Here is a 22,570-nt window from a genome sequence, read left to right on the forward strand (position 1 = left end):
CTGCCCCTCGTTACTGCAAAGGCTCCTTCAGCGCCTTCGGGATCGGCAGCGGCACCACCCCGATGCCCTCCTCCAGCAGCGCCTCGGTCTGCTGGGGCGTGGCCTGGCCGCGGATGCCGCGCTCCTCGCTCTCGCCATAGTGGATCCGGCGCGCCTCTTCCGCGAAGCGCTCGCCGACGTCCTCGGTGTTGGCCATCACGTGGCGCACCATCTTCAGCCACGCGGCCTGCAGCTTCGCGTCGGGCGCGGTCATCACTTCCTGTTTCGGCTTCGGGTGCGCGGCGCCCAGGTTCAGGCGCGGCGCGCTCAATTTCTTGGCGACCGCGGTGTCGCCGCACATGGGGCACTCCACCAGCCCGCGCGCGAGCTGCCCCTGGAAGTCTTCTTCCGAGGCGAACCAGCCTTCAAACTGGTGCTGGGCTGAGCACTGGAGGTCGAGCACCTTCATACAAGATGAATTATGTCCTCCAGTCGAGTTTCCAAGCCCCGGAAAGGACGTTCTGCAGCCACAGGCACCCGGCCAGCGTCTTGGCGTCGGTCACGATGCCGTCCCGGCACCACTCGACCAGCTGCTGCGGGGTGGCCGTGATCACCTCCAGGAACTCCTCGTCGTCGAGGCGCCTTTCCTGCAATTCCAGGCCCCGGGCGAACCACAGGTCGATGAACTCGGTGGAATACGAGATCACCGGGTGCAACTGCCCGGCGTGCGCCCACTCGCGGGCGGTGTAGCCGGTTTCCTCGAGCAGCTCGCGCTTGCCGCAGGCCAGCGGGTCCTCGCCGGGATCGAGCTTGCCGGCCGGGAATTCGACCATCACGCGCTGCATCGGCCAGCGGTACTGGCGCTCCAGCACCAGCCGGCCGTCATCCAGCAGCGGGATCATGCAGACGGCCCCGGGGTGCCTGACGTATTCGCGGGTGGCGGAACTGCCGTCCGGCAGGCGGACGGTGTCGCGGAACGCGTGCAGGAAATTGCCCTTGAGGATCTCCTGGCTGGCGATCTTCTGCTCGATCAGGTGGCTGTCTTCGGTCGTCTTGTTCACTTCGCGTTTCCCGTTGGAGGCAGTGGCGCCGGGCCGTGGAACACCGACTTTAGCCAACAATGCCGGCGCGGTGGAGCCGCCGGCGGCGCTCCCAGGACGGCAAAAAGCCGCCCGCAGGCGGCTTTTCGGCAGGCGGGGGCCCTTCAGCTGCCGAGCGTCTTGACGATCGCCTGCGCGCACAAGGTCATCAGCCCGCCCGGCAGGATGCCCAGGACCAGGACCAGCGCGCCATTGAGCGTCAGCACGACCCGCACTTCGGCCGTGGCCGAAACCGTGGTGGCCGTGATCGGTGCGTCGAAGTACATCACCTTGACGACCCGCAGGTAGTAGAACGCGCCGATCAGCGACATGATCACGGCGAACACGGCCAGCCAGATGTATGGCTCCTGGCCGGTGCCGATCAGCGCTTCCAGCACCGTCAGCTTGGCGTAGAAGCCGACCAGCGGCGGGATGCCGGCCAGCGAGAACAGGCACACGGCCATCACGCCGGCGTACAGCGGGCTGCGCTGGTTGAGGCCCGCCAGGTCGGCAATCTCCTCGCTCTCGAAACCTTCGCGCGCCAGCAGCAGGATCACGCCGAAGCTCGCCAGGGTGGTGAGCACGTAGGTGACGATGTAGAACATCGCAGCGCTGTAGGCCGTGGTCAGCGAAGCCGGCGAGGCCTTGCCGGCGACCACGCCGGACAGCAGGCCCAGCAGCACGAAGCCCATCTGCGCGATGGTCGAATAGGCCAGCATGCGCTTCAGGTTCGTCTGCGCGATGGCCGCCAGGTTGCCGATCAGCAACGAGCCGATCGCGAGGATGGCCAGCATCTGCTGCCAGTCGATCGCCAGCGGCAGCAGTCCTTCCACCAGCAGGCGGATCGCGATGGCGAAGGCGGCCAGTTCCGGCGCGCTGCCGATCATGATGGTCACGGCCGTCGGGGCGCCCTGGTAGACGTCGGGGATCCACATGTGGAACGGCGCCGCGCCCATCTTGAAGGCCAGCCCGGCGACGATGAACACCAGGCCGAACACCAGCACCTGGTGCTTCACCTGCCCGGAGCTGATCACCTTGAAGACGGTGGAGATTTCCAGCGAGCCGGTTGCGCCGTACAGCATCGACAGGCCATACAGCAGGAAGCCGCTGGCCATGGCGCCGAGCACGAAGTACTTCATCGCGGCCTCGGTCGACGCGGTGTGGTCGCGGCGCAGAGCCACCAGCGCGTAACTGGAGAGCGTGAGCAGTTCCAGGCCCAGGTAGATGATCAGGAAGTTGCTGCCCGAGATCATCACGAAGATGCCCAGCAGCGAGAACATGGCCAGCGTGAACAGCTCGCCGCCGCGCAACATGTCGCGGTCGGCCGCGTACGGCCGGCCGTACACCAGGCACACCATCATGGCGATGGTGGCGAAGCACTTGAGCCAGTTGCCCATCGGGTCGCTGACCACCATGTTCGAGAAGCCGTAGACCGTCGAGCCCTCGCCCGCCTGGTATGCCAGCATCACGGCGACGACGGCCAGCGTCGCCAGGGTGAGCACGTAGGTGAGGGTGCGCCGGGCGCTGGTCACGCCCAGGTCCACCATGGCGATCACGCACGCCATGACCAGCAGCACCACTTCGGGGTAGGCCGTCGTCCAGCTGAGTTTGTCAATCATTTGTTCTCTTCCTGCCCACGACTCACAGTTTGGAAGCGGCCACGTGCCTGAGGAAATCGGCCACCGTCACGTTCATGATGTCGGTGAAGGGTTTCGGGTAGACACCCATCGCCAGCACCGCGACCGCCAGCAGGCCCAGCATCAGGAATTCGCGGCCGTTGATGTCGGTGAGCTCGCGGACATGGTCGTTGGCCACCGGTCCCAGGTACACCCGCTTGAACATCCACAGCGTGAACGACGCGCCGAGGATCAGCGAGGTGGCGGCGGCCAGCCCCATCCAGAAGTTCACCCTCACGGCGCCCAGGATCACCATCCACTCGCCGACGAAGCCGGCCGTCGCCGGCAGGCCCGCGTTGGCCATGGCGAACAGCAGCGCGAACGCGGTGAAGTTGGGCATCGTGTTGACGACGCCGCCGTAACTGGCGATCTGGCGCGAATGCACGCGGTCGTACAGCACGCCGATGCACAGGAACATGGCAGCCGAGACGAAACCGTGGGCGATCATCTGCACGATGCCGCCGGCCACGCCGATGTCGTTGAAGATGAAGAAGCCGAGCGTCACGAAGCCCATGTGGGCCACCGACGAATACGCCACCAGCTTCTTCATGTCCTGCTGCACCATCGCGACCAGGCCCACGTAGACCACCGCGATCAGCGACAGGCCGATGATCAGCCAGGCCCACTCGTGGGCGGCGTCCGGCGCGATCGGCATGGAAAAGCGCAGGAAGCCGTAGGCGCCCAGCTTCAGCATGATGGCCGCCAGCACGGCGGAGCCGCCGGTCGGCGCCTCGACGTGCACGTCCGGCAGCCAGGTGTGGACCGGCCACATCGGCACCTTCACGGCGAAGGCGGCGAAGAACGCGAAGAACAGCAGCGTCTGCGCCGTGGACGACAGCGGCAGCCGGTGCCAGGTCGCGATGTCGAAGCTGCCACCGGACTGCACGTACAGGTAGATCAGCGCGACCAGCATCAGCAGCGAGCCGAGCAGCGTGTAGAGGAAGAACTTGAAGGCCGCGTAGATCTTGTTGGGGCCGCCCCACACGCCGATGATCAGGTACATCGGGATCAGGGTCGCCTCGAAGAACGTGTAGAACAGGATCCCGTCCAGCGCGCAGAACACGCCGATCATCAGGCCCGACAGGATCAGGAACGCGGCCATGTACTGGTTGACGCGCTCGGTGATCGACTCCCAGCTGGCGATCACGACCACCACCGTGATGAACGCCGTCAGCAGCACGAACCAGAAGGAGATGCCGTCGATGCCCAGGTGGTAGCTGACGTTGAAGCGCTCGATCCACGGCGCCTTCTCGACGAACTGCATCGCCGACGTTCCGACGTCGAAGCCGGGATACAGCGGCAGCGTTACCGCGAGCCCCGCCAGGGCCCCGATCAGCGCGATCCAGCGCACCATCCGGGCCTGGTCGTCCCGTCCGAAAGCCAGCAGCACAGCACCGAAGAAGATCGGTGTCCAGATGGCGAGGCTCAACAAACCCATTTTGTTCTTCCGTCTTTGCTTCGTTGGTCAGTCGGGGACAGCGCCGAAGATCCGTCCCGCAAATTCATCTGCTTTCAGCGGTTCAGCCAGACGAACCATGTCATCAGCACGAACACGCCGATGATCATCGCGAAGGCATAGTGGTAGATGTACCCGGTCTGCACCCAGCGCACGATGCCGGCGATCCAGCCGACGGCGCGCGCGCTGCCATTCACGAGGGCACCGTCGATGACGCCCTCGTCGCCGCCCTTCCACAGGCCGCGGCCCAGCAGGCGCGCGCCGCGGGCGATCACCTGCTCGTTGAACCAGTCCATGTAGTACTTGTTCTCGAGGACGGTGTAGACCGGCTGGAACATCCGCTTGATCGCGGCCGGCAGCGCGGGGTTGACCAGGTACATGTACCAGGCCGCCACCACGCCGGCCAGCGCCAGCCAGAACGGCGCCGTCGTGAAGCCGTGCAGGGCCATCTGCACCGGGCCATGGAACATCTGCGCCAGGCCGGCCATCGCGCCGTGCTTGGCCGGGTCGACGAAGATCGAATCCTTCAGCAGGTCGCCGAACAGCATCGGCTGGATCGTGAGGAAGCCGATCACCACCGAGGGCAGCGCCAGCAGCAGCAGCGGCACCGTCACGACCCAAGGGGTCTCGTGCGGCTCGTGGTGCTCGCCGTGGCCATGCGCGTCATGGCCGTGGCCGTGGTGCGCGTCGGGGTTCTGGTCAAAGCGCTCCTTGCCGTGGAACACCAGGAAGTACATGCGGAACGAATAGAAGGCCGTGATGAACACGCCGGCGACGACCGCGAAGTAGGCGAAGCTGTGTCCCGGCAGCTTGCTGAAGTGGACGGCCTCGATGATGCTGTCCTTGGAGTAGAAGCCGGAGAAGAACGGCGTGCCGATCAGCGCCAGCGAGCCGAGCAGCGAGGTGATCCAGGTGATCGGCATGTACTTGCGCACGTTGCCCATCCAGCGGATGTCCTGGTTGTGGTGCATGCCGATGATCACGGAGCCGGCGCCGAGGAACAGCAGCGCCTTGAAGAAAGCGTGCGTCATCAGGTGGAACACGGCGACAGAATAGGCCGACACGCCCAGGGCGACCGTCATGTAGCCGAGCTGCGACAGCGTGGAATACGCGACCACCCGCTTGATGTCGTTCTGGATGATGCCCAGGAAGCCCATGAACAGCGCGGTGATCGCGCCGATCGTCATCACGAACGACAGGGCCACGTCGGAGAGTTCGAACAGCGGCGACATGCGAGCCACCATGAAGATGCCCGCCGTCACCATGGTCGCGGCGTGGATCAGCGCCGAGATCGGCGTCGGGCCTTCCATCGAGTCGGGCAGCCACACGTGCAGCGGGAACTGCGCGCTCTTGCCCATCGCGCCGATGAACAGGCAGATGCAGATCACCGTGATCAGCATCCAGTCGGTGCCGTAGCCGAAGTTCAGCTTCGCCAGCTCGCCGGCCTTGGCGAAGGCCTCGTTGTAGCTGAGCGTGCCGGCGTAGGCGGCGATGAGGCCGATGCCCAGGATGAAGCCGAAGTCGCCGACCCGGTTGACCAGGAACGCCTTGAGGTTGGCGAACACGGCCGTCGGACGGGTGTACCAGAAACCGATCAGCAGGTACGACACCAGGCCGACCGCTTCCCAGCCGAAGAACAGCTGCAGGAAGTTGTTGCTCATGACCAGCATGAGCATCGAGAACGTGAACAGCGAGATGTAGGCGAAGAAGCGGTTGTAGCCGTCGTCTTCCTCCATGTAGCCGATGGTGTAGATGTGGACCATCAGCGACACGAAGGTCACCACGCACATCATCATCGCCGTCAGGCCGTCGACCAGGAAGCCGACCTCCATCTTCAGGCCGCCGACCACCATCCATTCGTAGATGGTCTGGTTGAAGCGGGCGCCGTCCACGGCGACGCTCTTGAGCGTCATGGCCGACAGCACGAAGGCGATGAACACGCCCAGGATGCACAAGGTGTGCGACAGGCGCCGCCCGATCCAGTTGCCGCCGAAGGTGGTGCCGAAGATGCCGGCCAGTGCCGCCCCGACCAGGGGGGCCAGCGGCACGGCGAGCAGCGTGGTTGCGTTGAGAGTCTGGCTCATGTTTCTTGCCCGTCAGCCCTTCAGCTCGTTCAGTGACTCGACCTGGATGTTGGACTTGTTGCGGAACAGCAGCACCAGGATGGCGAGGCCGATCGCGGACTCCGCCGCCGCCACCGTCAGGATGAAGAACACGAAGATCTGGCCGTGCATGTCGCCCAGGTAGTGCGAGAAGGCGACGAAGTTCATGTTCACCGCGAGCAGCATCAGCTCGATCGCCATCAGCAGCACGATCAGGTTGCGGCGGTTCAGGAAGATGCCGATCACGGACAGCGCGAACAGCATCGCGCCGAGCGAGAGGAAGTGGCCGAGGGTGATGGTCATGCCTTGGTCTCCGCGCGGGCCGCCGGCAGCGTGGGCGGCAGCTTGACGACTTCCAGCCGGTCGCGGGCGTGCACTCGCACCTGCTGCGAGGGGTCGGTGAACTTGCTGTCCTTGCGCTTGCGCAGCGTGAGCGCGATCGCCGCGATGATCGCCACCAGCAGGATGACGGCGGCGACTTCGAGCGCGTAGAGGTACTGGGTGTACAGCAGCTTGCCCAGTTCCTTGGTGTTGGAGACCTGGACGGCGGCCTGCGCGGCGGCAGGCACGGCCTTCGGCTCCTCGCCCATGCGGAAGCCGCCCATCAGCACGGCCGCCATTTCCAGCGCGATCAGCACGCCGACGGCCGCCGCCAGCGGGAAGTGCTTCCAGAAGCCGGACCGCAAGGCATCGACGTCCACGTCGAGCATCATCACCACGAACAGGAACAGCACCATCACGGCGCCGACGTACACCAGGACCAGCGTGATCGCCAGGAACTCGGCCCGCAGCAGCAGCCAGACCGCGGAGGCCTGGAAGAACGCCAGCACCAGGAACAGCGCGGCGTGGACCGGGTTGCGCGCCGTGATGACGCGGAAGGCCGCGAACAGCAGCAGCGCGGAGAACAGGTAGAAGAAGCCGGTTCGGATATCCATGATCGTTGCCTTGTTGTTCTGGTCCCGGCTACCGGTACCTGGCGTCCGCCGCCTTGCGCTCGGCGATCTCGGCCTCGTAGCGGTCGCCGACGGCCAGCAGCATCTCCTTGGTGAAGTACAGGTCGCCCTGCTTCTCGCCGTGGTACTCCAGGATGTGCGTCTCGACGATCGAGTCGACCGGGCAGCTTTCCTCGCAGAAGCCGCAGAAGATGCACTTTGTGAGGTCGATGTCGTAGCGGGTCGTGCGGCGGGTGCCGTCGGCGCGCTGGTCGGATTCGATGGTGATCGCCACCGCCGGGCATACGGCCTCGCACAGCTTGCAGGCGATGCAGCGCTCCTCGCCGTTCTCGTAGCGGCGCAGCGCGTGCAGGCCGCGGAAGCGCGGCGACAGCGGCGTCTTCTCCTCGGGGAACTGGATCGTGATCGCGCGCTTGAAGGCGTACTTGCCGGTGATCGCCATGCCCTTGAACAGCTCCGTGAGGGCGAAGCTGGCGAGGAAGTCCTTCAGCGAGAAGGGCAGGTGGCGCGGTGCGGTGGCTTGGTGCGTAGACATGGCGGGTACTTCTGCTTTGCTACTTCCAGATGTTGAAGGGGGTCTGCATCCAGAGTCCGACCACGACCAGCCAGACCAGCGTCACCGGGATGAAGATCTTCCAGCCCAGGCGCATGATCTGGTCGTAGCGGAAGCGCGGGAACGTGGCGCGGATCCACAGGAACATGGTGACCAGGACGAAGGTCTTGATGCCCAGCCAGATCCAGCCCGGGATGAAGGACAGGAACTCGAACGGGGGCAGCCAGCCGCCCAGGAACAGCGTGGCGGCGAGGATCGAGACCAGCCACATGTTGGCGTATTCGGCCAGGAAGAAGGTGCCGAAGCTCATGCCCGAGTACTCGATCATGTGGCCGGCGACGATCTCCGACTCGCCTTCCACCACGTCGAACGGCGCGCGGTTGGTTTCGGCCAGGCCCGACACGAAGTAGACGACGAAGATCGGCAGCAGGGGCAGCCAGTTCCAGGACAGGAAGTTGACGCCGTTGGACGCGCCGATGCCGCGCGCCTGGCTCATGACGATGTCGGTCATGTTCATGCTGCCGGACACCATCAGCACGACGACGAAGCAGAAGCCCATCGCGATCTCGTAGCTGACCATCTGGGCCGACGCGCGCATCGCGCCGAGGAACGCGTATTTCGAATTGGAGGACCAGCCGGCGATGATGACGCCGTAGACCTCGATCGAGGTGACGGCCATCAGCAGCAGCAGGCCGGCGTTGACGTTGGCCAGCGCCACCTCGGGACCGAACGGGATCACGACCCAGGCCAGCAGCGCCGGCGTGATGGTCATGATCGGGCCCAGGAAGAACAGGCCCTTGTTGGCCATCGTCGGGCGGATGATCTCCTTGGTCAGGAGCTTCACCGCGTCCGCCATCGGCTGCAGCAGGCCCATGGGACCGATGCGGTTGGGGCCGAGGCGGATCTGCGTGAAGCCGATCGCCTTGCGTTCCCACAAGGTCAGGTAGGCCACGGCGCCCATCAGCGGCGCGACGAGCACGACGATCTTGATCAGCGCCCACGTCACCGGCCAGCCCATGGTGGTCCACCACGGTGCGGCGATCAGGCCGTTCCCCAGGCCCCAGATCTGGTCGATCATGCTGGCGTCTCCTCACGAGCCATGGCCGCCCTGCGGCCGTCGGCGGTCAGTTGCAGCGAGGTCGCGCGGCGCACGATCCCGTCGAGCTGGTAGATGGCAGCGCTCGCCGGCTTGCCGGCGGCGGCGGCGACGTCGATGCCGGCGCCCGTCGCGTTCGAGAGCACCCCGCCTTGCACATGGGTCGCCCCCACGTCCTGCGGCCCGCGGGCGGCGGCCAGGACTTCCTGGGCGGACTCGAACTCGAACCCCGGCAGGCCCATGGTGTTGGCGATCACGCGCAGCACCTTCCAGGCCGGACGCGCCTCGCCCAGGGGCTTGACGACGGCATGGAAGCTCTGCACGCGGCCCTCGGCGTTGACGAAGGTGCCGGGAGTCTCGGTCCACGGCGCGATCGGCAGCAGCACGTCGGCGATGTCCATGTTGGCCTTGAACGGGCTCATGGAGATCACCATCTCGGCCTGGCCGAGGCCGGCCAGCGCCTTCTTGCCGTCCGCGGCGTCGAACTCGGGCTCGACGTTCAGCAGGATGGCGGCCTTCAGGCCGCCCGCCAGCATCTGGCCGGCGTTCAGGCCATCGCCGCCCGGCAGCGCCTTCACGAGCTGCGCGCCGACGGTGTTCGCGGCCTCCGTCAGGTAGCCGACGGTCGCGCCGGTCTGGGCGCCGATCCAGTTGGCCAGTGCCAGCAGGCCGGACGCGTTCGCGTGGTGCGCGGCCGCGTTGCCCAGCAGGATCGCCTTGCGCTCGCCGGACAGCAGCGATTGGGCGATGCGCTTCGCGGCGTCGCTGGCGCTGCCCTTCGCGGGAGCGGCACTGCCCTTGCTCTCGGCGACGGCGGCGGCCACGTCGGCCAGCGCCTGCGCCCAGCCGGAAGCGGGCGCGACGGTCGAGGACGCGATGGCCATCGCCCAGTCGTCGGCCTGGTCGTGGATGACGTGCACCGCGGCGCCCTTGCGCGTGGCGGCGCGCACCCGCATCGCGAACAGCGGATGGTCCTTGCGCAGGTTCGAGCCGACCACCAGCGCGGCCTGCAGGTTGGCGAGCGAGGCGATGGAGGTGCCGAGCCAGCGCACGCCCTCGGGCCTGGCGAACTGCGCGTTGCGCAGCCGGTAGTCGACGTTCTCGCTGCCCAGCCCGCGCACCAGGGCGCCGGCCAGGTACAGCTCCTCGACGGTGCTGTGCGGGCTCACCAGCGCGCCGATCGCCTTGGCACCGTGGTCGCCCTTGACGTGGCGCAGGCCGTTGGCGACGTACTCGAGCGCGGTCTGCCAGTCGACGCTCTTCCACTCGCCGCCATGCTTGATCATGGGCGTCGCCAGGCGCTCGGTGGAGTCGAGCGCCTCGTAGGAGAAGCGGTCGCGGTCGGCCAGCCAGCACTCGTTGACTTCCTCGTTCTCGAGGGGCAGCACGCGCATGACCTTGTTGTTCTTCACCTGCACGATCAGGTTCGCGCCGGTGGAATCATGGGGGCTCACCGACTTGCGCCGGGCCAGCTCCCAGGTGCGGGCCTGGTAGCGGAACGGCTTGGACAGCAGCGCGCCGACCGGGCACAGGTCGATCATGTTGCCCGACACCTCGGAGTCCACCGTGTCGCCGGACACCGTGGTGATCTCGGAGTGCTCGCCCCGGTGGATCATGCCCAGCTCCATCACGCCGGCCAGCTCCTGGCCGAAGCGCACGCAGCGGGTGCAGTGGATGCAGCGGCTCATCTCCTCCATGGAGATCAGCGGGCCCACGTCCTTGTGCAGCACGACGCGCTTTTCCTCCTCGTAGCGCGAGGCGGACGCGCCGTAGCCGACGGCGAGGTCCTGCAGCTGGCATTCGCCGCCCTGGTCGCAGATCGGGCAGTCGAGCGGATGGTTGATCAGCAGGAACTCCATCACCGACTGCTGCGCCTTGATGGCCTTGTCGCTCTTGGTGCGCACCACCATGCCGTTGGTCACCGGCGTGGCGCAGGCCGGCATCGGCTTGGGCGCCTTCTCCACCTCGACCAGGCACATGCGGCAGTTCGCCGCGATCGACAGTTTCTTGTGGTAGCAGAAGTGCGGAATGTACGTGCCGGCCTTGTCGGCCGCATGCATGATCATGCTGCCTTCGGGCACTTCGACCTTCTTGCCGTCGAGATCTAGTTCAATCATTGACGCGGTTCCCTTCGATCAGCCGCGGGCGCCGGCGGGTACCGGCTGCTTGCCATCCGACGTGGGCAGGTCCGGGCGCCGGATCCGCGCTTCGAACTCGTGCCGGAAGTGCTTCAGCATGGCGCGCACCGGCATCGCGGCGGCGTCGCCCAGCGCGCAGATCGTGCGGCCCTGGATGTTGTCGGCCACCGAGTCCAGCAGGTCCATGTCGCCGGGCTTGCCGTGGCCGTTGCAGATGCGGTCGACCACGCGCCACAGCCAGCCCGTGCCTTCGCGGCAGGGCGTGCACTGGCCGCACGACTCGTGCATGTAGAAGTAGGACAGGCGCCGCAGCGACTCGGGCATCGGCCGCGAGTCGTCCATCACGATCACCGCGCCCGAACCGAGCATGGAGCCGGCCTTGGCGATGGAGTCGTAGTCCATCGTGCACTGCATCATGATGTCGGCCGGCAGCACCGGGGCCGACGAGCCGCCCGGGATCACGGCCTTGAGCGTGCGGCCCTTGCGCACGCCGCCGGCGAGCTCGAGCAGCTTCGCGAACGGCGTGCCCATGGGCACTTCGTAGTTGCCGGGCAGCTCCACGTCGCCGGAAACCGAATAGATCTTGGTCCCGCCGTTGTTCGGCTTGCCCACCTCGAGGTAGGCCTGGGCGCCGTGGTTGATGATCCAGGGGACCGCGGCGAAGGTCTCGGTATTGTTGATGGTGGTCGGCTTGCCGTACAGGCCGAAGCTGGCCGGGAACGGCGGCTTGTAGCGCGGCTGGCCCTTCTTGCCTTCCACCGATTCGAGCAGCGCGGTTTCCTCGCCGCAGATGTAGGCGCCCCAGCCGTGCACGGCATGCAGCTGGAAGCTGAAGTCGCTGCCCAGGATCCGGTCGCCCAGCAGGCCGGCCGCCCTCGCCTCTTCCAGCGCTTCCTCGAAGCGGTGGTAGGTCTGCAGGATTTCGCCGTGGATGTAGTTGTAGCCGACGGTGATGCCCATCGCGTAGGCCGCGATGATCATCCCCTCGATGACGATGTGCGGATTGAACTGCAGGATGTCGCGGTCCTTGCAGGTGCCCGGCTCGCCTTCGTCCGAGTTGCACACCAGGTACTTCTGCCCGGCGTAGTTCTTCGGCATGAAGCTCCACTTCAGGCCGGTCGGGAAACCGGCGCCGCCGCGGCCGCGCAGCGCCGAGTCCTTCACCGTCTGGGTGACCGTCGCCGGATCGATGCGCTCGTTCAGGATCTTGCGCAGCGCGCCGTAGCCGCCGCGCTGTTCGTAGTCCTTCAGCCGCCAGTTGGTGCCGTTCAGGTCCTTGTAGATCTGCGGATCGATGTGGCGGCCGTGGAAGCAGGTCTGGACGCCGGTGGCCTGGAACTGGGCCAGCACTTGCTGCGCGTTCATGCCGGCTCCCCGCCCGAAGCCGTGCGCAGGCCTTCGATCAGCTGGTCGAGTTTGTCGTTGCTCATGAAGCTCACCATCGTGCCGTCGTTGACCAGCAGCACCGGCGAGTCGGCGCAGGCGCCGAGGCACTCCGACTGCTGCAGCGTGAACAGGCCGTCGGGGGTGGTCTCGCCCATCTTGATGCCCAGGCGCTGCTCCAGGTGGTGCAGCGCGCGCGCGCCGTCGCGCAGCTGGCACGGCAGGTTGGTGCACACGTTGAGCTTGTACTTGCCCACGGGCGCCTGGTTGTACATGTTGTAGAACGTCGTGACCTCGTGCACGGCGATCGTCGGCATGCCAAGGTAGTCGGCGATCTGCTCCTCGGTCTGCTGGCTGATCCAGCCACGCTCTTCCTGCATGATCCGCAGGCAGCCCATGACGGCGGACTGCCGCTGGTCGGCCGGGTACTTCGCGACCTCGCGGTCGAAACGCGCCCTGGTGGCGTCCGACAGCGCCGGCTCTTGTCTTGCTGGTTGGGAACTCATCGGTCAATCTCTCCGAACACGATGTCCATGGTGCCGATCACCGCCACGGCGTCGGCGATCATGTGGCCGCGCGCCATCTCGTCCATCGCCGACAGGTGCACAAACCCCGGCGGGCGGATCTTCATGCGATAGGGCTTGTTGGCGCCGTCGCTGACGAAGTAGATGCCGAACTCGCCCTTCGGGTGCTCGACGGCCGCGTAGGCCTCGCCCTCGGGCACGCGGAAGCCTTCCGAGAACAGCTTGAAGTGGTGGATCAGCTCCTCCATGTTGGACTTCATGGATTCGCGATCGGGCGGCGCCACCTTGTGGTTGTCGGTGATCACCGGGCCCGGGTTGGCCTTGAGCCAGTCCACGCACTGCTTGATGATGCGGTTGGACTCGCGCAGTTCGCGCACGCGGACCAGGTAGCGGTCGTAGCAGTCGCCGGTGTGGCCGATCGGGATGTCGAAGTCCATCCGGTCGTACACGTCGTACGGCTGCTTCTTGCGCAGGTCCCAGGCGAAGCCGGAGCCGCGCAGCATGGGGCCGGTGAAGCCCAGGTTCAGCGCGCGCTCGGGCGAGACGACGCCGATGCCCACCGTGCGCTGCTTCCAGATGCGGTTCTCGGTCAGCAGCGTCTCGTACTCGTCGACGTAGCCCGGGAAGCGCCGGCAGAAGTCGTCGATGAAGTCCAGCAGCGAGCCCTGGCGGTTCTCGTTGAGCTGGCGCACCGAGCGCTCGTTGCGCACCTTGCTCGTCTTGTACTGCGGCATGGAGTCCGGCAGGTCACGGTAGACGCCGCCCGGGCGGAAGTAGGCCGCGTGCATGCGCGCGCCCGACACCGCTTCGTACATGTCGAACAGGTCCTCCCGCTCGCGGAACGCGTAGATCAGGATGTTCATCGCGCCGCAGTCGAGCCCGTGCGCACCGAGCCACAGCAGGTGGTTCAGCAGGCGCGTGATCTCGGAGAACATGACGCGGATGTACTGCGCGCGGACCGGCACGTCGATGCCGAGCATCTTCTCGACGGCCAGGCAGTACGCGTGCTCGTTGGCCATCATCGACATGTAGTCGAGCCGGTCCATGTACGGCAGCGCCTGGATGTAGGTCTTGGTCTCGGCCAGCTTCTCGGTCGCGCGGTGCAGCAGGCCGATGTGCGGGTCGGCGCGCTGGATCACTTCGCCGTCGAGCTCCAGCACCAGGCGCAGCACGCCGTGCGCGGCCGGGTGCTGCGGACCGAAGTTGAGTGTGTAGTTCTTGATTTCTGCCATGGTCTGGAACCTATTGCAGGCCGCCGTACTTGTCTTCGCGGATCACGCGCGGGATGATCTCGCGCGGCTCGATCGTCACCGTCTGGTAGATCACACGCCGGCGCTCCGGGTCGTAGCGCATCTCGACATGGCCTTCGGTCGGGAAGTCCTTGCGGAAGGGATGTCCCACGAAGCCGTAGTCGGTGAGGATCCGGCGCAGGTCGGCATGGCCTTCGAAGACGATGCCGTACAGGTCGAAGGCCTCGCGCTCGAACCAGTTGGCCGAGTTCCACAGGCCGGTGACCGAATCCACCACGGGCACGTCGTCGTCGGCAGCGAACACCTTCAGGCGCACGCGCTGGTTGAGGCTCACCGACAGCAGGTGCGACACGACGCAGAACCGCGGCCCCTCGTAGCCGCCCATGCGGTATTCGCTGTAGTCGACGCCGCACAGGTCGACCAGCTGCTCGAACTGGCAGCCGGGCGATTCCTTCAGCAGGCGGGCGGCCGCCAGGTAGTCGGCGGGCGCCACCACCACGGTGACTTCACCCCATTTCAGGTCGATGCGTCTGGCCAGCGCGCCCAGCGTCGCGGCCACCGTGTCCTTGAGAGCTTGGGGATCGACGGCGTAGAGAGTCATGAGTGGATGCCTTTCAGGCCCGGGCGATGGTCTGTGTGCGCCGGATCTTCTGCTGCAGCTGGATGATTCCGTACAGCAGCGCCTCGGCCGTCGGCGGGCAGCCGGGCACGTAGACGTCGACCGGGACGATGCGATCGCAGCCGCGCACGACCGAGTAGCTGTAGTGGTAGTAGCCGCCGCCGTTGGCGCAGGTGCCCATCGAGATCACCCAGCGCGGCTCGGCCATCTGGTCGTACACCCGGCGCAGCGCGGGCGCCATCTTGTTGCACAGGGTGCCGGCGACGATCATCAGGTCGGACTGGCGCGGACTCGGGCGGAACAGCATGCCGAAGCGGTCGATGTCGTAGCGCGCCGCGCCGGCGTGCATCATCTCCACCGCGCAGCAGGCCAGGCCGAACGTCATCGGCCACAGCGAGCCGGTCTTGGCCCAGTTGATGACCGTGTCCACGGTCGTCGTGACCATGCCCTTTTCGAGAATGCCTTGGTTCGCCATGTCAATACTTCCTTGCGGGGCGCCGCCCCTGGAGCGTCACTCCCAGTCGAGCGCGCCTTTTTTCCACTCGTAGACGAAGCCGACCACCAGGATGGCCAGGAACACCATCACCGACCAGAAACCCACGGGCCCGATCTCGTTGAGCGCGACGGCCCACGGGAAGAGGAAGGCGATCTCGAGGTCGAACAGGATGAACAGGATGGCGACGAGGTAGTAGCGCACGTCGAACTTCATGCGCGCGTCCTCGAAGGGCTCGAAGCCGCACTCGTAGGCGGCGTTCTTGGCGGGGTCGGGCTTGTCGAAGCCGATCAGGGCGCTGAAGCCCCAGCCCATGGCGATGGGCATGATTCCCACGGCCATGCCAACGAGCAGAAACAGGAGGACAGGGAGATACTGTTCAAGATTCATCTTGAGTCTGAGTCCGCTCATTGACCTGCCGTCTCTGCCCGGCAGGGTTTCTCGTTGTTGGTGCCGTCGGCGAGACTCGAACTCGCACAGCTTTCGCCACTACCCCCTCAAGATAGCGTGTCTACCAATTTCACCACGACGGCGGTTTTTCTCATCGCAACGGGCCTGGGCTGACGCCTCTTTTCACCCGCTCGCGACAGGGTAGAGTTTACCCTGAAAAGACATCGTTTCGACTGTTGCTGAGTTGCGCCACATCAATCGCAACAGGGGATAACGATGGCAGTGCCGCGGCTGCGTGCGACGCTCCGCACGCAGCGCGGGCGCAGGCTCAGCGCGCCGGGATCTGCGCGGCGCCGGAAGCGCCTGCAGCCGGCGGCAGCGCGCTCGCCGCGCCAGCGGCAGGCGCGACGGTACCCGGAATCTGCGCGGCGGCCCCGGATGCGGCCGGCGCGGGCGCCGGTGCCGGTGCGGTGGTCGCGGCGCGGTCCAGCACGCTGCCGCCTTCGGGTGCGCGCAGGTTGCCGAAGTAGGCCAGCAGCAAGGTGGCCGCGAAGAACACGGCCGCGAGCACCGCGGTGGTGCGCGACAGGAAGTTGGCGCTGCCGCTCGCGCCGAACAGGCTGCCGGAGCTGCCGCTGCCGAAGGCCGCGCCCATGTCGGCGCCCTTGCCGTGCTGGATCAGGATCAGGCCGATCATGGCGAGGGCCGTCAGCATCTGCACGGCCAGGAGTGCGGTGAGGAGGTAATTCATTCTGGATGGGGCTCCGTGTCGTTGTCGTCGGCCGCGCGGTCAGCGCGCGGCTGCAATGATCTGCAGGAAGTCGGCGGCCTTCAGCGATGCGCCGCCGACCAGGCCGCCGTCGATGTCGGCACAGGCCAGCAGCGACGCGGCGTTGGCCGCGTTCATGCTGCCGCCGTACAGGATGTGGACGCGGTCGGCGTGCGGCGTGGCCGCCTTGAGCTGCGCTCGCAGCACCGCATGCACCTGCTGCGCCTGGTCGGGCGTGGCCGTGCGGCCGGTGCCGATCGCCCAGACCGGCTCGTAAGCGACCACGATCTCGCTGATGCAGTGGCCGTTGGCGTGGATCACCGCCGCCAGCTGGCGCTTGACGACCTCCTCGGTCCGGCCCGCCTCGCGCTCGGCCAGCGTCTCGCCCACGCAGACGATCGGCGTGATGCCGCAGGCCAGGGCCGCCTTGGCCTTGTCCGCGACCAGCGCGTCCGACTCGCCGTGGTACTGCCGCCGCTCCGAGTGGCCGACGATCGCGAAGCGGACGCCGAACTCGCGCAGCATGGCCGCCGAGACCTCGCCGGTGTAGGCGCCTTCGGCATGCTGCGAGACGTCCTGGGCACCGAGCTCCAGGGCGCAGCCGGCGCGCAGCATCTGCACCTGCGCGAGATACGGCGCCGGCACGCAGACGGCCACCTGGCAGGCGGCGTCGCCCAGGCCCTTGGCGATGGCGCGCACCAGCGCGTCGTTGGCCGCCAGGCTGCCGTTCATCTTCCAGTTGCCGGCGATGAGTTTCTTCTTGGTCATGTGCGCTCCCGTCAGTTCCAGGTGAGCACGATCTTGCCGATGTGCTGGTTGGACTCCATCAGGACATGCGCCTGGGCCGCGTCGGCGGCGGCGAACGTACCGTGGATCACCGGCTTGATCGCGCCGCTTTCGAGCAGCGGCCACACCTTCTCGCGCAGCTGCCGCGCGATCGCCGCCTTGAACGCCACCGGCCGGGGCCGCAGCGTCGAGCCGGTGATCGCGAGGCGCCGGCGCAGCACCAGCCCGGCGTTGAACTCGCTCTTGATCCCGCCTTGCACGGCGATGATCACGAGCCGGCCGTCCTCCGCCAGGCATTCGATTTCGCGTGCGACGTAGGCGCCGGCGACCATGTCGAGAATCACGTTGACGCCGGCGCCGCCGGTGAGCTTCTTCGCCTCTTCGGCGAAGTCCTGCGTCCGGTAGTTGATCGCCGCGTTCGCGCCCAGCTCGAGGCAGGCCTTGACCTTGGCGTCGCTGCCGGCGGTGGCGACCACGCGCGAGCCCAGCGCCCTGGCCATCTGGATGGCCGTGACGCCGATGCCGCTCGTGCCGCCTTGCACCAGCAGCGTTTCGCCCGGTTGCAGCTTCGCGCGGTCCCAGACGTTGCTCCACACGGTGAAGAACGTCTCGGGCAGCGAAGCCGCCTCGACGTCGGACAGTCCCTTGGGCACCGGCAGGCACTGCCCCACCGGCGCGTTGCACAGCGACGCGTAGCCGCCGCCGGCCACCAGCGCGCAGACGCGGTCGCCGGTCCTGAAGCCGGCCTGCGCCATGGCGGCGGCGTCGCCGCCCACGATCTCGCCCGCGACCTCGAGGCCGGGGATGTCGGAAGCGCCAGGCGGCACGGGATAGTTGCCGGTGCGCTGCAGCACGTCCGGCCGGTTGACGCCGCTGGCGGCAACCCGGATCAGGACTTCGCCGGCGGCGGGGACCGGGTCCGGACGCTCCGCCAGGCGCAGCGCCTCGGGAGCGCCGTAGGCGCTGATTTCAACGGCTTTCATGGTCTGCTCCGTCTGATGGCGGCGCCCCGCGTGGGGCGCCGCACCACAGGCTCATGGAAAACCTCAGACCTGGTCGTCGACCGGCGTCTGCGGCGGCTGCTGCGGCTCGCGCGGCTGCTGGTCGCGCGGCTGCTGAAAGTCACGCTGCTGCTGCGGTTCGCGCGGCTGGAAATCGCGCTGTTCGCGCTGTTCGCGCGGCTCACGCTGTTCGCGCGGCTCGCGGGCCTCGCGCGGTTCACGCGGCTCACGGCGCTCGCGGTAGTCGCCGCGGCCTTCGCCACGCGGGCCGCGGTCCTCGCGCGGGCCACGGTCTTCGCGCGGACGATCTTCCATGCCGGCCGGCCGGTCCAGCAGCGCCTTCATCGACAGCTTGACACGGCCCTTCTCGTCGGTCTCGAGCACCTTGACCCGCACGACCTGGCCTTCGCTCAGGTAGTCGCTCACCTTCTCGACCCGCTCGTGCGCGATCTGCGAGATGTGCAGCAGGCCGTCCTTGCCGGGCAGCAGGTTGACCAGCGCGCCGAAGTCCAGCAGCTTGGTGATCGGGCCTTCGTAGACCTTGCCGATTTCCACTTCCGCCGTGATCTCCGTGATGCGCTTCTTGGCGAATTCGGCCTTGTCGGCTTCGGTGGAGGCGATCGTGATCGTGCCGTCCTCGGCGATGTCGATGGTGCAGCCGGTCTCCTCGGTCAGCGCGCGGATGGTGGCGCCGCCCTTGCCGATCACGTCGCGGATCTTCTCCGGGTTGATCTTCATCGTGTACAGGCGCGGCGCGTAGTTGCTGACCTCGGTCTTGGCTTCGCCCAGGGCTTCCTGCATCTTGCCCAGGATGTGCATGCGCGCTTCCTTGGCCTGGGCCAGGGCGACCTGCATGATTTCCTTGGTGATGCCCTGGATCTTGATGTCCATCTGCAGGGCGGTGATGCCGTTGGTCGTGCCGGCCACCTTGAAGTCCATGTCGCCGAGGTGGTCCTCGTCGCCCAGGATGTCGGTCAGCACCGCGAAGCGGTTGCCTTCCTTGATCAGGCCCATGGCGATGCCCGCCACGTGCGCCTTCATCGGCACGCCGGCGTCCATCAGCGACAGGCAGCCGCCGCAGACCGAGGCCATCGACGAGGAGCCGTTCGACTCGGTGATCTCCGAGACCACGCGCATCGTGTACGGGAACTCGTCCTTGCTCGGCAGGCAGGCGATCAGCGCGCGCTTGGCGAGGCGGCCGTGGCCGATCTCGCGGCGCTTGGTCGAGCCCATGCGGCCCACTTCGCCGGTGGCGAAGGGAGGCATGTTGTAGTGGAACATGAAGCGGTCTTCGTACTCGCCCATCAGCGCGTCGATGCGCTGCGCGTCGCGCTCGGTGCCCAGCGTGGTGACCACCAGCGCCTGCGTTTCGCCGCGGGTGAACAGCGCCGAGCCGTGGGTGCGCGGCAGCGCGCCGGTGCGGATCTCGATCGGACGCACGGTGCGCGTGTCGCGGCCGTCGATGCGCGGCTCGCCGGCCAGGATCTGGCTGCGCACGATGCGCGCCTCGATGTCGAACAGCAGGCCCTCGACCTTGATCGCATCGAAGTCGCCGCCCTCTTCCTTCAGCGCCGCGAGCACCGAGGCGTTGGCTTCGCGCAGGGCCTGGGTGCGGGCCTGCTTGCTGCGGATCTGGTAGGCGGCGCGCAGCTTCTCTTCGGCCAGGGCGTTGACCTTCGCGATGAAGCCTTCGTCCTTGGCCGGCGGCTGCCAGTCCCACACCGGCTTGCCGGCGTCGCGCACCAGTTCATGGATGGCGTTGATCGCGATCTTCGCCTGCTCGTGGCCGAACACCACGCCGCCCAGCATCACTTCCTCGGACAGCTGCTGCGCCTCGGACTCGACCATCAGCACGGCGTTCTCGGTGCCGGCGACGATCAGGTCCAGGTCGGACATCTTGCGGGCCGTCTGGCCCGGATTCAGCACGTACTCGCCGTTGACGTAACCCACGCGCGCGGCCCCGATGGGGCCGGCGAACGGAATGCCGGACACGGCCAGGGCCGCGCTGGTGCCGATCATCGCGGCGATGTCCGCGTCGACCTCGGGGTTCAGCGACAGCGTGTGGATCACCACGTGCACTTCGTTGAAGAAGCCTTCGGGGAACAGCGGGCGGATCGGACGGTCGATCAGGCGCGAGGTGAGCGTCTCGTGTTCGCTCGGCTTGGCTTCGCGCTTGAAGAAGCTGCCGGGGATCTTGCCGGCGGCGTAGGTCTTCTCGATGTAGTCGACCGTGAGCGGGAAGAAGTCCTGCCCCGGCTTGGCGCTCTTGGACGCGGCCACCGTGGCGAGGATCACCGTGTCGTCGATGTTGACGATGACGGCGCCGCCGGCCTGGCGGGCGATCTCGCCCGTCTCCAGCGTGACGGTATGGGAGCCCCACTGGAACGTCTTGGTGACCTTGTTGAAGATGCTCATGGTTGTTTTCCTAGGGTGGCGGAGCCCGCGCTAGGGCGCGGTCCCGACCTGGGGCGCATGTGGCTGCGCCGGGAGCCCGGAACAGGCGGTGTCGAACACGATGCCATTCCAGAAGGAGCCAGGGGCCCCTTGTGGAATGACACAGCGCGTATTCGTCTTGCCGTCTCCGAAGGACAAAGCGCCTGAGCTAGCCGTCGACCAACTCAGGCGCCATGCAGTCGTTGCAGTTCCTGCTTACTTGCGCAGGCCCAGCTTGCCGATCAGCGCGGTGTAGCGCTCGGCATCCTTGTTCTTGAGGTACGCCAGCAGGCTCTTGCGGCGGTTCACCATGCGCAGCAGGCCGCGGCGGCCGTGGTGGTCCTTGGCGTGCGTCTTGAAGTGCGGGGTGAGCTCGTTGATGCGAGCCGTCAGCAGGGCGACCTGGACTTCGGGGCTGCCGGTGTCGTTGGCCGCGCGGGCGTTGGCCTTGACGATCTCGGCCTTGTCGGTGATGTTCATTGGTTTCCTTGGGGGTTTCCACTTGCGTTGGCGACTGGAACTGCCGCCAACGTGCGCTCTGCGGGATGCAGAACCATGGGATTATAGCCGGAAGCGGTCGCCAGCCGCCCGGGATGGGAACGCAACAGCCGAACGCAGAAGCCGCAGAGGGGAAAACAGCCAAAGCCGCAGAGAAAACCTCAGTGAAGTTTTTTGCGGCTTCTGCGCAACCTCTGCGGCTTCTGCGTCCGGCTGTCTGCCTGCGAATTCAGTTCTTCGCCAGCCACCCCTGAAGCCGCTCGACGCCCTGCCCCAGCCGTGAGACATCCCTGGACGCGAAGCACCAGCGCAGCCACCCCTGTGCCTCGGGCGAGAAGGCGTTGCCGGGCGCCAGGCCGAGCCCGGCTTCCCGCACCAGCCGCTTGGCGACGTCGAGCGAGTCGTCGAAGCCGTCCAGCCGGAAGAAGGCGTACATCCCGCCCCTGGCCGGCTCCACCAGCACCCGCGGCAGGCCCTGCAACATGGGCACCAGGGTGTCGCGGCAGGTCTTGAGGTGCGCCACCACGCGCGGGGTGACCTCGTCCGTGCGCTGCAGCGCCACCACCGCCGCGCGCTGGGTGAACGTGCTGGCGCAGGACGTGTTGAACTCCAGCAGCTTGCCCATGTGGTGGGTCAGTTCGGGCGGCATCACCAGCCAGCCCAACCGCCAGCCGGTCATCAGGAAGCTCTTGGAGAAGCTATGGGCCACGATCAGCCGGTCTTCGGGCGCCGCCACGTCCAGGAAGCTCGGCGCGCAGCGCGTCCCCTCCTCGTAGTACAGCCGCTCGTAGACTTCGTCGGCGAGGATCCAGGTCCCGGTCTTGCGGCAGTGGTCCAGGATCGCCTGCTGCTCGTCGCGGCTGAGGGTCCAGCCGGTCGGGTTGTTCGGGGCGTTCACCACCAGCAGGCGGGTGGCCGGCGTCACCGCCTCCAGCAGCGCCTGCAGGTCCAGCGTCCAGGCGCCGCCCCGCGGCCTCAGCGAAACGCGCCTGACGTCGGCGCCCATGATCTTCGGCTGCGCCACCAGGTTGGGCCAGACCGGGGTGACCACCACCACCCGGTCCCCGGCATCGACCACGGCCTGCACGGCCAGCATCAGCGCGCTCACGCCGCTGGAGGTGATGGCGATGCGGTCGGTGCCGACCCGCGGATGCAAGGTGCTCGTGTAGCCGGCCACGGCCTTGCGCAGTTCGGCCAAGCCCAGGTTGTGGGCGTAGAAGGTCTCGCCCTGGCGCAGGGATTCGATCGCCGCCTCGCGGATGAACCCGGGCGTGACCTCGTCGCTTTCGCCGAACCAGAAGGCCAGCACGTCGCTGCGCCCGAGGCCGGCATTGGCGACTTCGCGGATCTTGGATTCTTCGAGGTTCTGGATGGCCTGTCGCATGGGATGCT

22 protein-coding genes and 1 tRNA gene are annotated in these 22,570 nt (G+C 67.0%); all 23 read right to left on the reverse strand.

Going from position 1 to position 22,570, the window contains the following annotated elements; translation table 11 throughout:
• Positions 1-10: 10 nt before the first annotated feature.
• The 23 genes from RAMLITH_RS05670 to RAMLITH_RS05780 all read right to left on the reverse strand — a co-directional run bounded on the left by RAMLITH_RS05670 (position 11) and on the right by RAMLITH_RS05780 (position 22,562).
• Complete coding sequence (locus RAMLITH_RS05670; protein ID WP_168106306.1) at positions 11-448, reverse strand: DUF1178 family protein; 438 nt, start codon at positions 446-448, stop codon at positions 11-13.
• A gap of 10 nt (positions 449-458) precedes the next feature.
• Positions 459-1,040 carry an NUDIX domain-containing protein gene (locus tag RAMLITH_RS05675; RefSeq protein WP_168106307.1) on the reverse strand — a complete coding sequence of 194 codons (582 nt, stop codon included), beginning with the start codon at positions 1,038-1,040 and terminating at the stop codon, positions 459-461.
• A 143-nt stretch (positions 1,041-1,183) separates the two neighbouring features.
• A complete protein-coding gene (gene nuoN / locus RAMLITH_RS05680; RefSeq protein WP_168106308.1) occupies positions 1,184-2,677 on the reverse strand; it encodes an NADH-quinone oxidoreductase subunit NuoN in 1,494 nt (497 codons plus the stop codon).
• A 22-nt stretch (positions 2,678-2,699) separates the two neighbouring features.
• Entirely contained in the window at positions 2,700-4,172 is a 1,473-nt protein-coding gene (locus RAMLITH_RS05685) for an NADH-quinone oxidoreductase subunit M (protein WP_168106309.1), read from the reverse strand.
• A gap of 74 nt (positions 4,173-4,246) precedes the next feature.
• Complete coding sequence (nuoL, locus tag RAMLITH_RS05690; RefSeq protein WP_168106310.1) at positions 4,247-6,274, reverse strand: NADH-quinone oxidoreductase subunit L; 2,028 nt, start codon at positions 6,272-6,274, stop codon at positions 4,247-4,249.
• Between the two features lie 12 nt (positions 6,275-6,286).
• Positions 6,287-6,595: an NADH-quinone oxidoreductase subunit NuoK gene (gene nuoK, locus RAMLITH_RS05695; RefSeq protein WP_168106311.1), complete on the reverse strand. Its 309-nt coding sequence runs from the start codon at positions 6,593-6,595 to the stop codon at positions 6,287-6,289.
• Positions 6,592-7,227 carry an NADH-quinone oxidoreductase subunit J gene (locus RAMLITH_RS05700; protein WP_168106312.1) on the reverse strand — a complete coding sequence of 212 codons (636 nt, stop codon included), beginning with the start codon at positions 7,225-7,227 and terminating at the stop codon, positions 6,592-6,594. Before RAMLITH_RS05700 ends, nuoK begins: the two co-directional genes overlap by 4 nt.
• A gap of 28 nt (positions 7,228-7,255) precedes the next feature.
• A complete protein-coding gene (nuoI, locus tag RAMLITH_RS05705) occupies positions 7,256-7,780 on the reverse strand; it encodes an NADH-quinone oxidoreductase subunit NuoI (protein ID WP_168106313.1) in 525 nt (174 codons plus the stop codon).
• A 19-nt stretch (positions 7,781-7,799) separates the two neighbouring features.
• A complete protein-coding gene (gene nuoH / locus RAMLITH_RS05710) occupies positions 7,800-8,876 on the reverse strand; it encodes an NADH-quinone oxidoreductase subunit NuoH (protein ID WP_168106314.1) in 1,077 nt (358 codons plus the stop codon).
• A complete protein-coding gene (nuoG, locus tag RAMLITH_RS05715) occupies positions 8,873-11,011 on the reverse strand; it encodes an NADH-quinone oxidoreductase subunit NuoG (protein WP_168106315.1) in 2,139 nt (712 codons plus the stop codon). The genes nuoH and nuoG overlap by 4 nt, the downstream gene beginning before the upstream one ends.
• A gap of 18 nt (positions 11,012-11,029) precedes the next feature.
• Positions 11,030-12,397, reverse strand: coding sequence for an NADH-quinone oxidoreductase subunit NuoF (gene nuoF, locus RAMLITH_RS05720; RefSeq protein ID WP_168106316.1), 1,368 nt, complete (start codon positions 12,395-12,397; stop codon positions 11,030-11,032).
• Complete coding sequence (nuoE, locus tag RAMLITH_RS05725) at positions 12,394-12,921, reverse strand: NADH-quinone oxidoreductase subunit NuoE (RefSeq protein ID WP_168106317.1); 528 nt, start codon at positions 12,919-12,921, stop codon at positions 12,394-12,396. Before nuoE ends, nuoF begins: the two co-directional genes overlap by 4 nt.
• A complete protein-coding gene (locus RAMLITH_RS05730) occupies positions 12,918-14,171 on the reverse strand; it encodes an NADH-quinone oxidoreductase subunit D (RefSeq protein WP_168106318.1) in 1,254 nt (417 codons plus the stop codon). The genes nuoE and RAMLITH_RS05730 overlap by 4 nt, the downstream gene beginning before the upstream one ends.
• Before the next feature lie 10 nt (positions 14,172-14,181).
• On the reverse strand, positions 14,182-14,790 hold the full coding sequence (locus RAMLITH_RS05735; RefSeq protein WP_168106319.1) for an NADH-quinone oxidoreductase subunit C: 609 nt from the start codon (positions 14,788-14,790) through the stop codon (positions 14,182-14,184).
• 13 nt (positions 14,791-14,803) lie between these two features.
• Positions 14,804-15,283 carry a NuoB/complex I 20 kDa subunit family protein gene (locus RAMLITH_RS05740; protein ID WP_168106320.1) on the reverse strand — a complete coding sequence of 160 codons (480 nt, stop codon included), beginning with the start codon at positions 15,281-15,283 and terminating at the stop codon, positions 14,804-14,806.
• Between the two features lie 36 nt (positions 15,284-15,319).
• Positions 15,320-15,691, reverse strand: a complete 372-nt coding sequence (locus tag RAMLITH_RS05745; RefSeq protein WP_168106321.1) for an NADH-quinone oxidoreductase subunit A — start codon at positions 15,689-15,691, stop codon at positions 15,320-15,322.
• Between the two features lie 58 nt (positions 15,692-15,749).
• Positions 15,750-15,834: transfer RNA gene (locus tag RAMLITH_RS05750), tRNA-Leu, on the reverse strand.
• Positions 15,835-16,019: 185 nt separating this feature from the next.
• Positions 16,020-16,442 (reverse strand): preprotein translocase subunit SecG, encoded by a 423-nt coding sequence (gene secG, locus RAMLITH_RS05755; protein ID WP_168106322.1) that lies wholly within the window; start codon positions 16,440-16,442, stop codon positions 16,020-16,022.
• Positions 16,443-16,481: 39 nt separating this feature from the next.
• The gene (gene tpiA, locus RAMLITH_RS05760) at positions 16,482-17,228 is read right to left on the reverse strand and encodes a triose-phosphate isomerase (RefSeq protein WP_168106323.1); all 747 of its coding nucleotides are present in this window, start codon (positions 17,226-17,228) and stop codon (positions 16,482-16,484) included.
• A gap of 11 nt (positions 17,229-17,239) precedes the next feature.
• Complete coding sequence (locus tag RAMLITH_RS05765) at positions 17,240-18,229, reverse strand: NAD(P)H-quinone oxidoreductase (RefSeq protein ID WP_168106324.1); 990 nt, start codon at positions 18,227-18,229, stop codon at positions 17,240-17,242.
• A gap of 63 nt (positions 18,230-18,292) precedes the next feature.
• Positions 18,293-20,662, reverse strand: coding sequence for a polyribonucleotide nucleotidyltransferase (pnp, locus tag RAMLITH_RS05770; RefSeq protein WP_168106325.1), 2,370 nt, complete (start codon positions 20,660-20,662; stop codon positions 18,293-18,295).
• A 234-nt stretch (positions 20,663-20,896) separates the two neighbouring features.
• Positions 20,897-21,160: a 30S ribosomal protein S15 gene (rpsO, locus tag RAMLITH_RS05775; RefSeq protein WP_168106326.1), complete on the reverse strand. Its 264-nt coding sequence runs from the start codon at positions 21,158-21,160 to the stop codon at positions 20,897-20,899.
• A 247-nt stretch (positions 21,161-21,407) separates the two neighbouring features.
• The gene (locus tag RAMLITH_RS05780; protein WP_168106327.1) at positions 21,408-22,562 is read right to left on the reverse strand and encodes a pyridoxal phosphate-dependent aminotransferase; all 1,155 of its coding nucleotides are present in this window, start codon (positions 22,560-22,562) and stop codon (positions 21,408-21,410) included.
• Between the last annotated feature and the right edge of the window lie 8 nt (positions 22,563-22,570).

The sequence above is a fragment of the Ramlibacter lithotrophicus genome (genome assembly GCF_012184415.1).
In the GTDB taxonomy this organism is placed as follows: domain Bacteria; phylum Pseudomonadota; class Gammaproteobacteria; order Burkholderiales; family Burkholderiaceae_C; genus Ramlibacter; species Ramlibacter lithotrophicus.

Bases quoted from the DNA above. Each gene is read 5' to 3' on its own strand.
- RAMLITH_RS05670 (WP_168106306.1), bottom strand. From the start codon at position 448: ATGAAGGTGCTCGACCTCCAGTGCTCAGCCCAGCACCAGTTTGAAGGC.
- nuoN (WP_168106308.1), bottom strand. From the start codon at position 2,677: ATGATTGACAAACTCAGCTGGACGACGGCCTACCCCGAAGTGGTGCTG.
- RAMLITH_RS05685 (WP_168106309.1), bottom strand. From the start codon at position 4,172: ATGGGTTTGTTGAGCCTCGCCATCTGGACACCGATCTTCTTCGGTGCT.
- nuoL (WP_168106310.1), bottom strand. From the start codon at position 6,274: ATGAGCCAGACTCTCAACGCAACCACGCTGCTCGCCGTGCCGCTGGCC.
- nuoK (WP_168106311.1), bottom strand. From the start codon at position 6,595: ATGACCATCACCCTCGGCCACTTCCTCTCGCTCGGCGCGATGCTGTTC.
- RAMLITH_RS05700 (WP_168106312.1), bottom strand. From the start codon at position 7,227: ATGGATATCCGAACCGGCTTCTTCTACCTGTTCTCCGCGCTGCTGCTG.
- nuoI (WP_168106313.1), bottom strand. From the start codon at position 7,780: ATGTCTACGCACCAAGCCACCGCACCGCGCCACCTGCCCTTCTCGCTG.
- nuoH (WP_168106314.1), bottom strand. From the start codon at position 8,876: ATGATCGACCAGATCTGGGGCCTGGGGAACGGCCTGATCGCCGCACCG.
- nuoG (WP_168106315.1), bottom strand. From the start codon at position 11,011: ATGATTGAACTAGATCTCGACGGCAAGAAGGTCGAAGTGCCCGAAGGC.
- nuoF (WP_168106316.1), bottom strand. From the start codon at position 12,397: ATGAACGCGCAGCAAGTGCTGGCCCAGTTCCAGGCCACCGGCGTCCAG.
- nuoE (WP_168106317.1), bottom strand. From the start codon at position 12,921: ATGAGTTCCCAACCAGCAAGACAAGAGCCGGCGCTGTCGGACGCCACC.
- RAMLITH_RS05730 (WP_168106318.1), bottom strand. From the start codon at position 14,171: ATGGCAGAAATCAAGAACTACACACTCAACTTCGGTCCGCAGCACCCG.
- RAMLITH_RS05735 (WP_168106319.1), bottom strand. From the start codon at position 14,790: ATGACTCTCTACGCCGTCGATCCCCAAGCTCTCAAGGACACGGTGGCC.
- RAMLITH_RS05740 (WP_168106320.1), bottom strand. From the start codon at position 15,283: ATGGCGAACCAAGGCATTCTCGAAAAGGGCATGGTCACGACGACCGTG.
- RAMLITH_RS05745 (WP_168106321.1), bottom strand. From the start codon at position 15,691: ATGAATCTTGAACAGTATCTCCCTGTCCTCCTGTTTCTGCTCGTTGGC.
- secG (WP_168106322.1), bottom strand. From the start codon at position 16,442: ATGAATTACCTCCTCACCGCACTCCTGGCCGTGCAGATGCTGACGGCC.
- tpiA (WP_168106323.1), bottom strand. From the start codon at position 17,228: ATGACCAAGAAGAAACTCATCGCCGGCAACTGGAAGATGAACGGCAGC.
- RAMLITH_RS05765 (WP_168106324.1), bottom strand. From the start codon at position 18,229: ATGAAAGCCGTTGAAATCAGCGCCTACGGCGCTCCCGAGGCGCTGCGC.
- pnp (WP_168106325.1), bottom strand. From the start codon at position 20,662: ATGAGCATCTTCAACAAGGTCACCAAGACGTTCCAGTGGGGCTCCCAT.
- rpsO (WP_168106326.1), bottom strand. From the start codon at position 21,160: ATGAACATCACCGACAAGGCCGAGATCGTCAAGGCCAACGCCCGCGCG.
- RAMLITH_RS05780 (WP_168106327.1), bottom strand. From the start codon at position 22,562: ATGCGACAGGCCATCCAGAACCTCGAAGAATCCAAGATCCGCGAAGTC.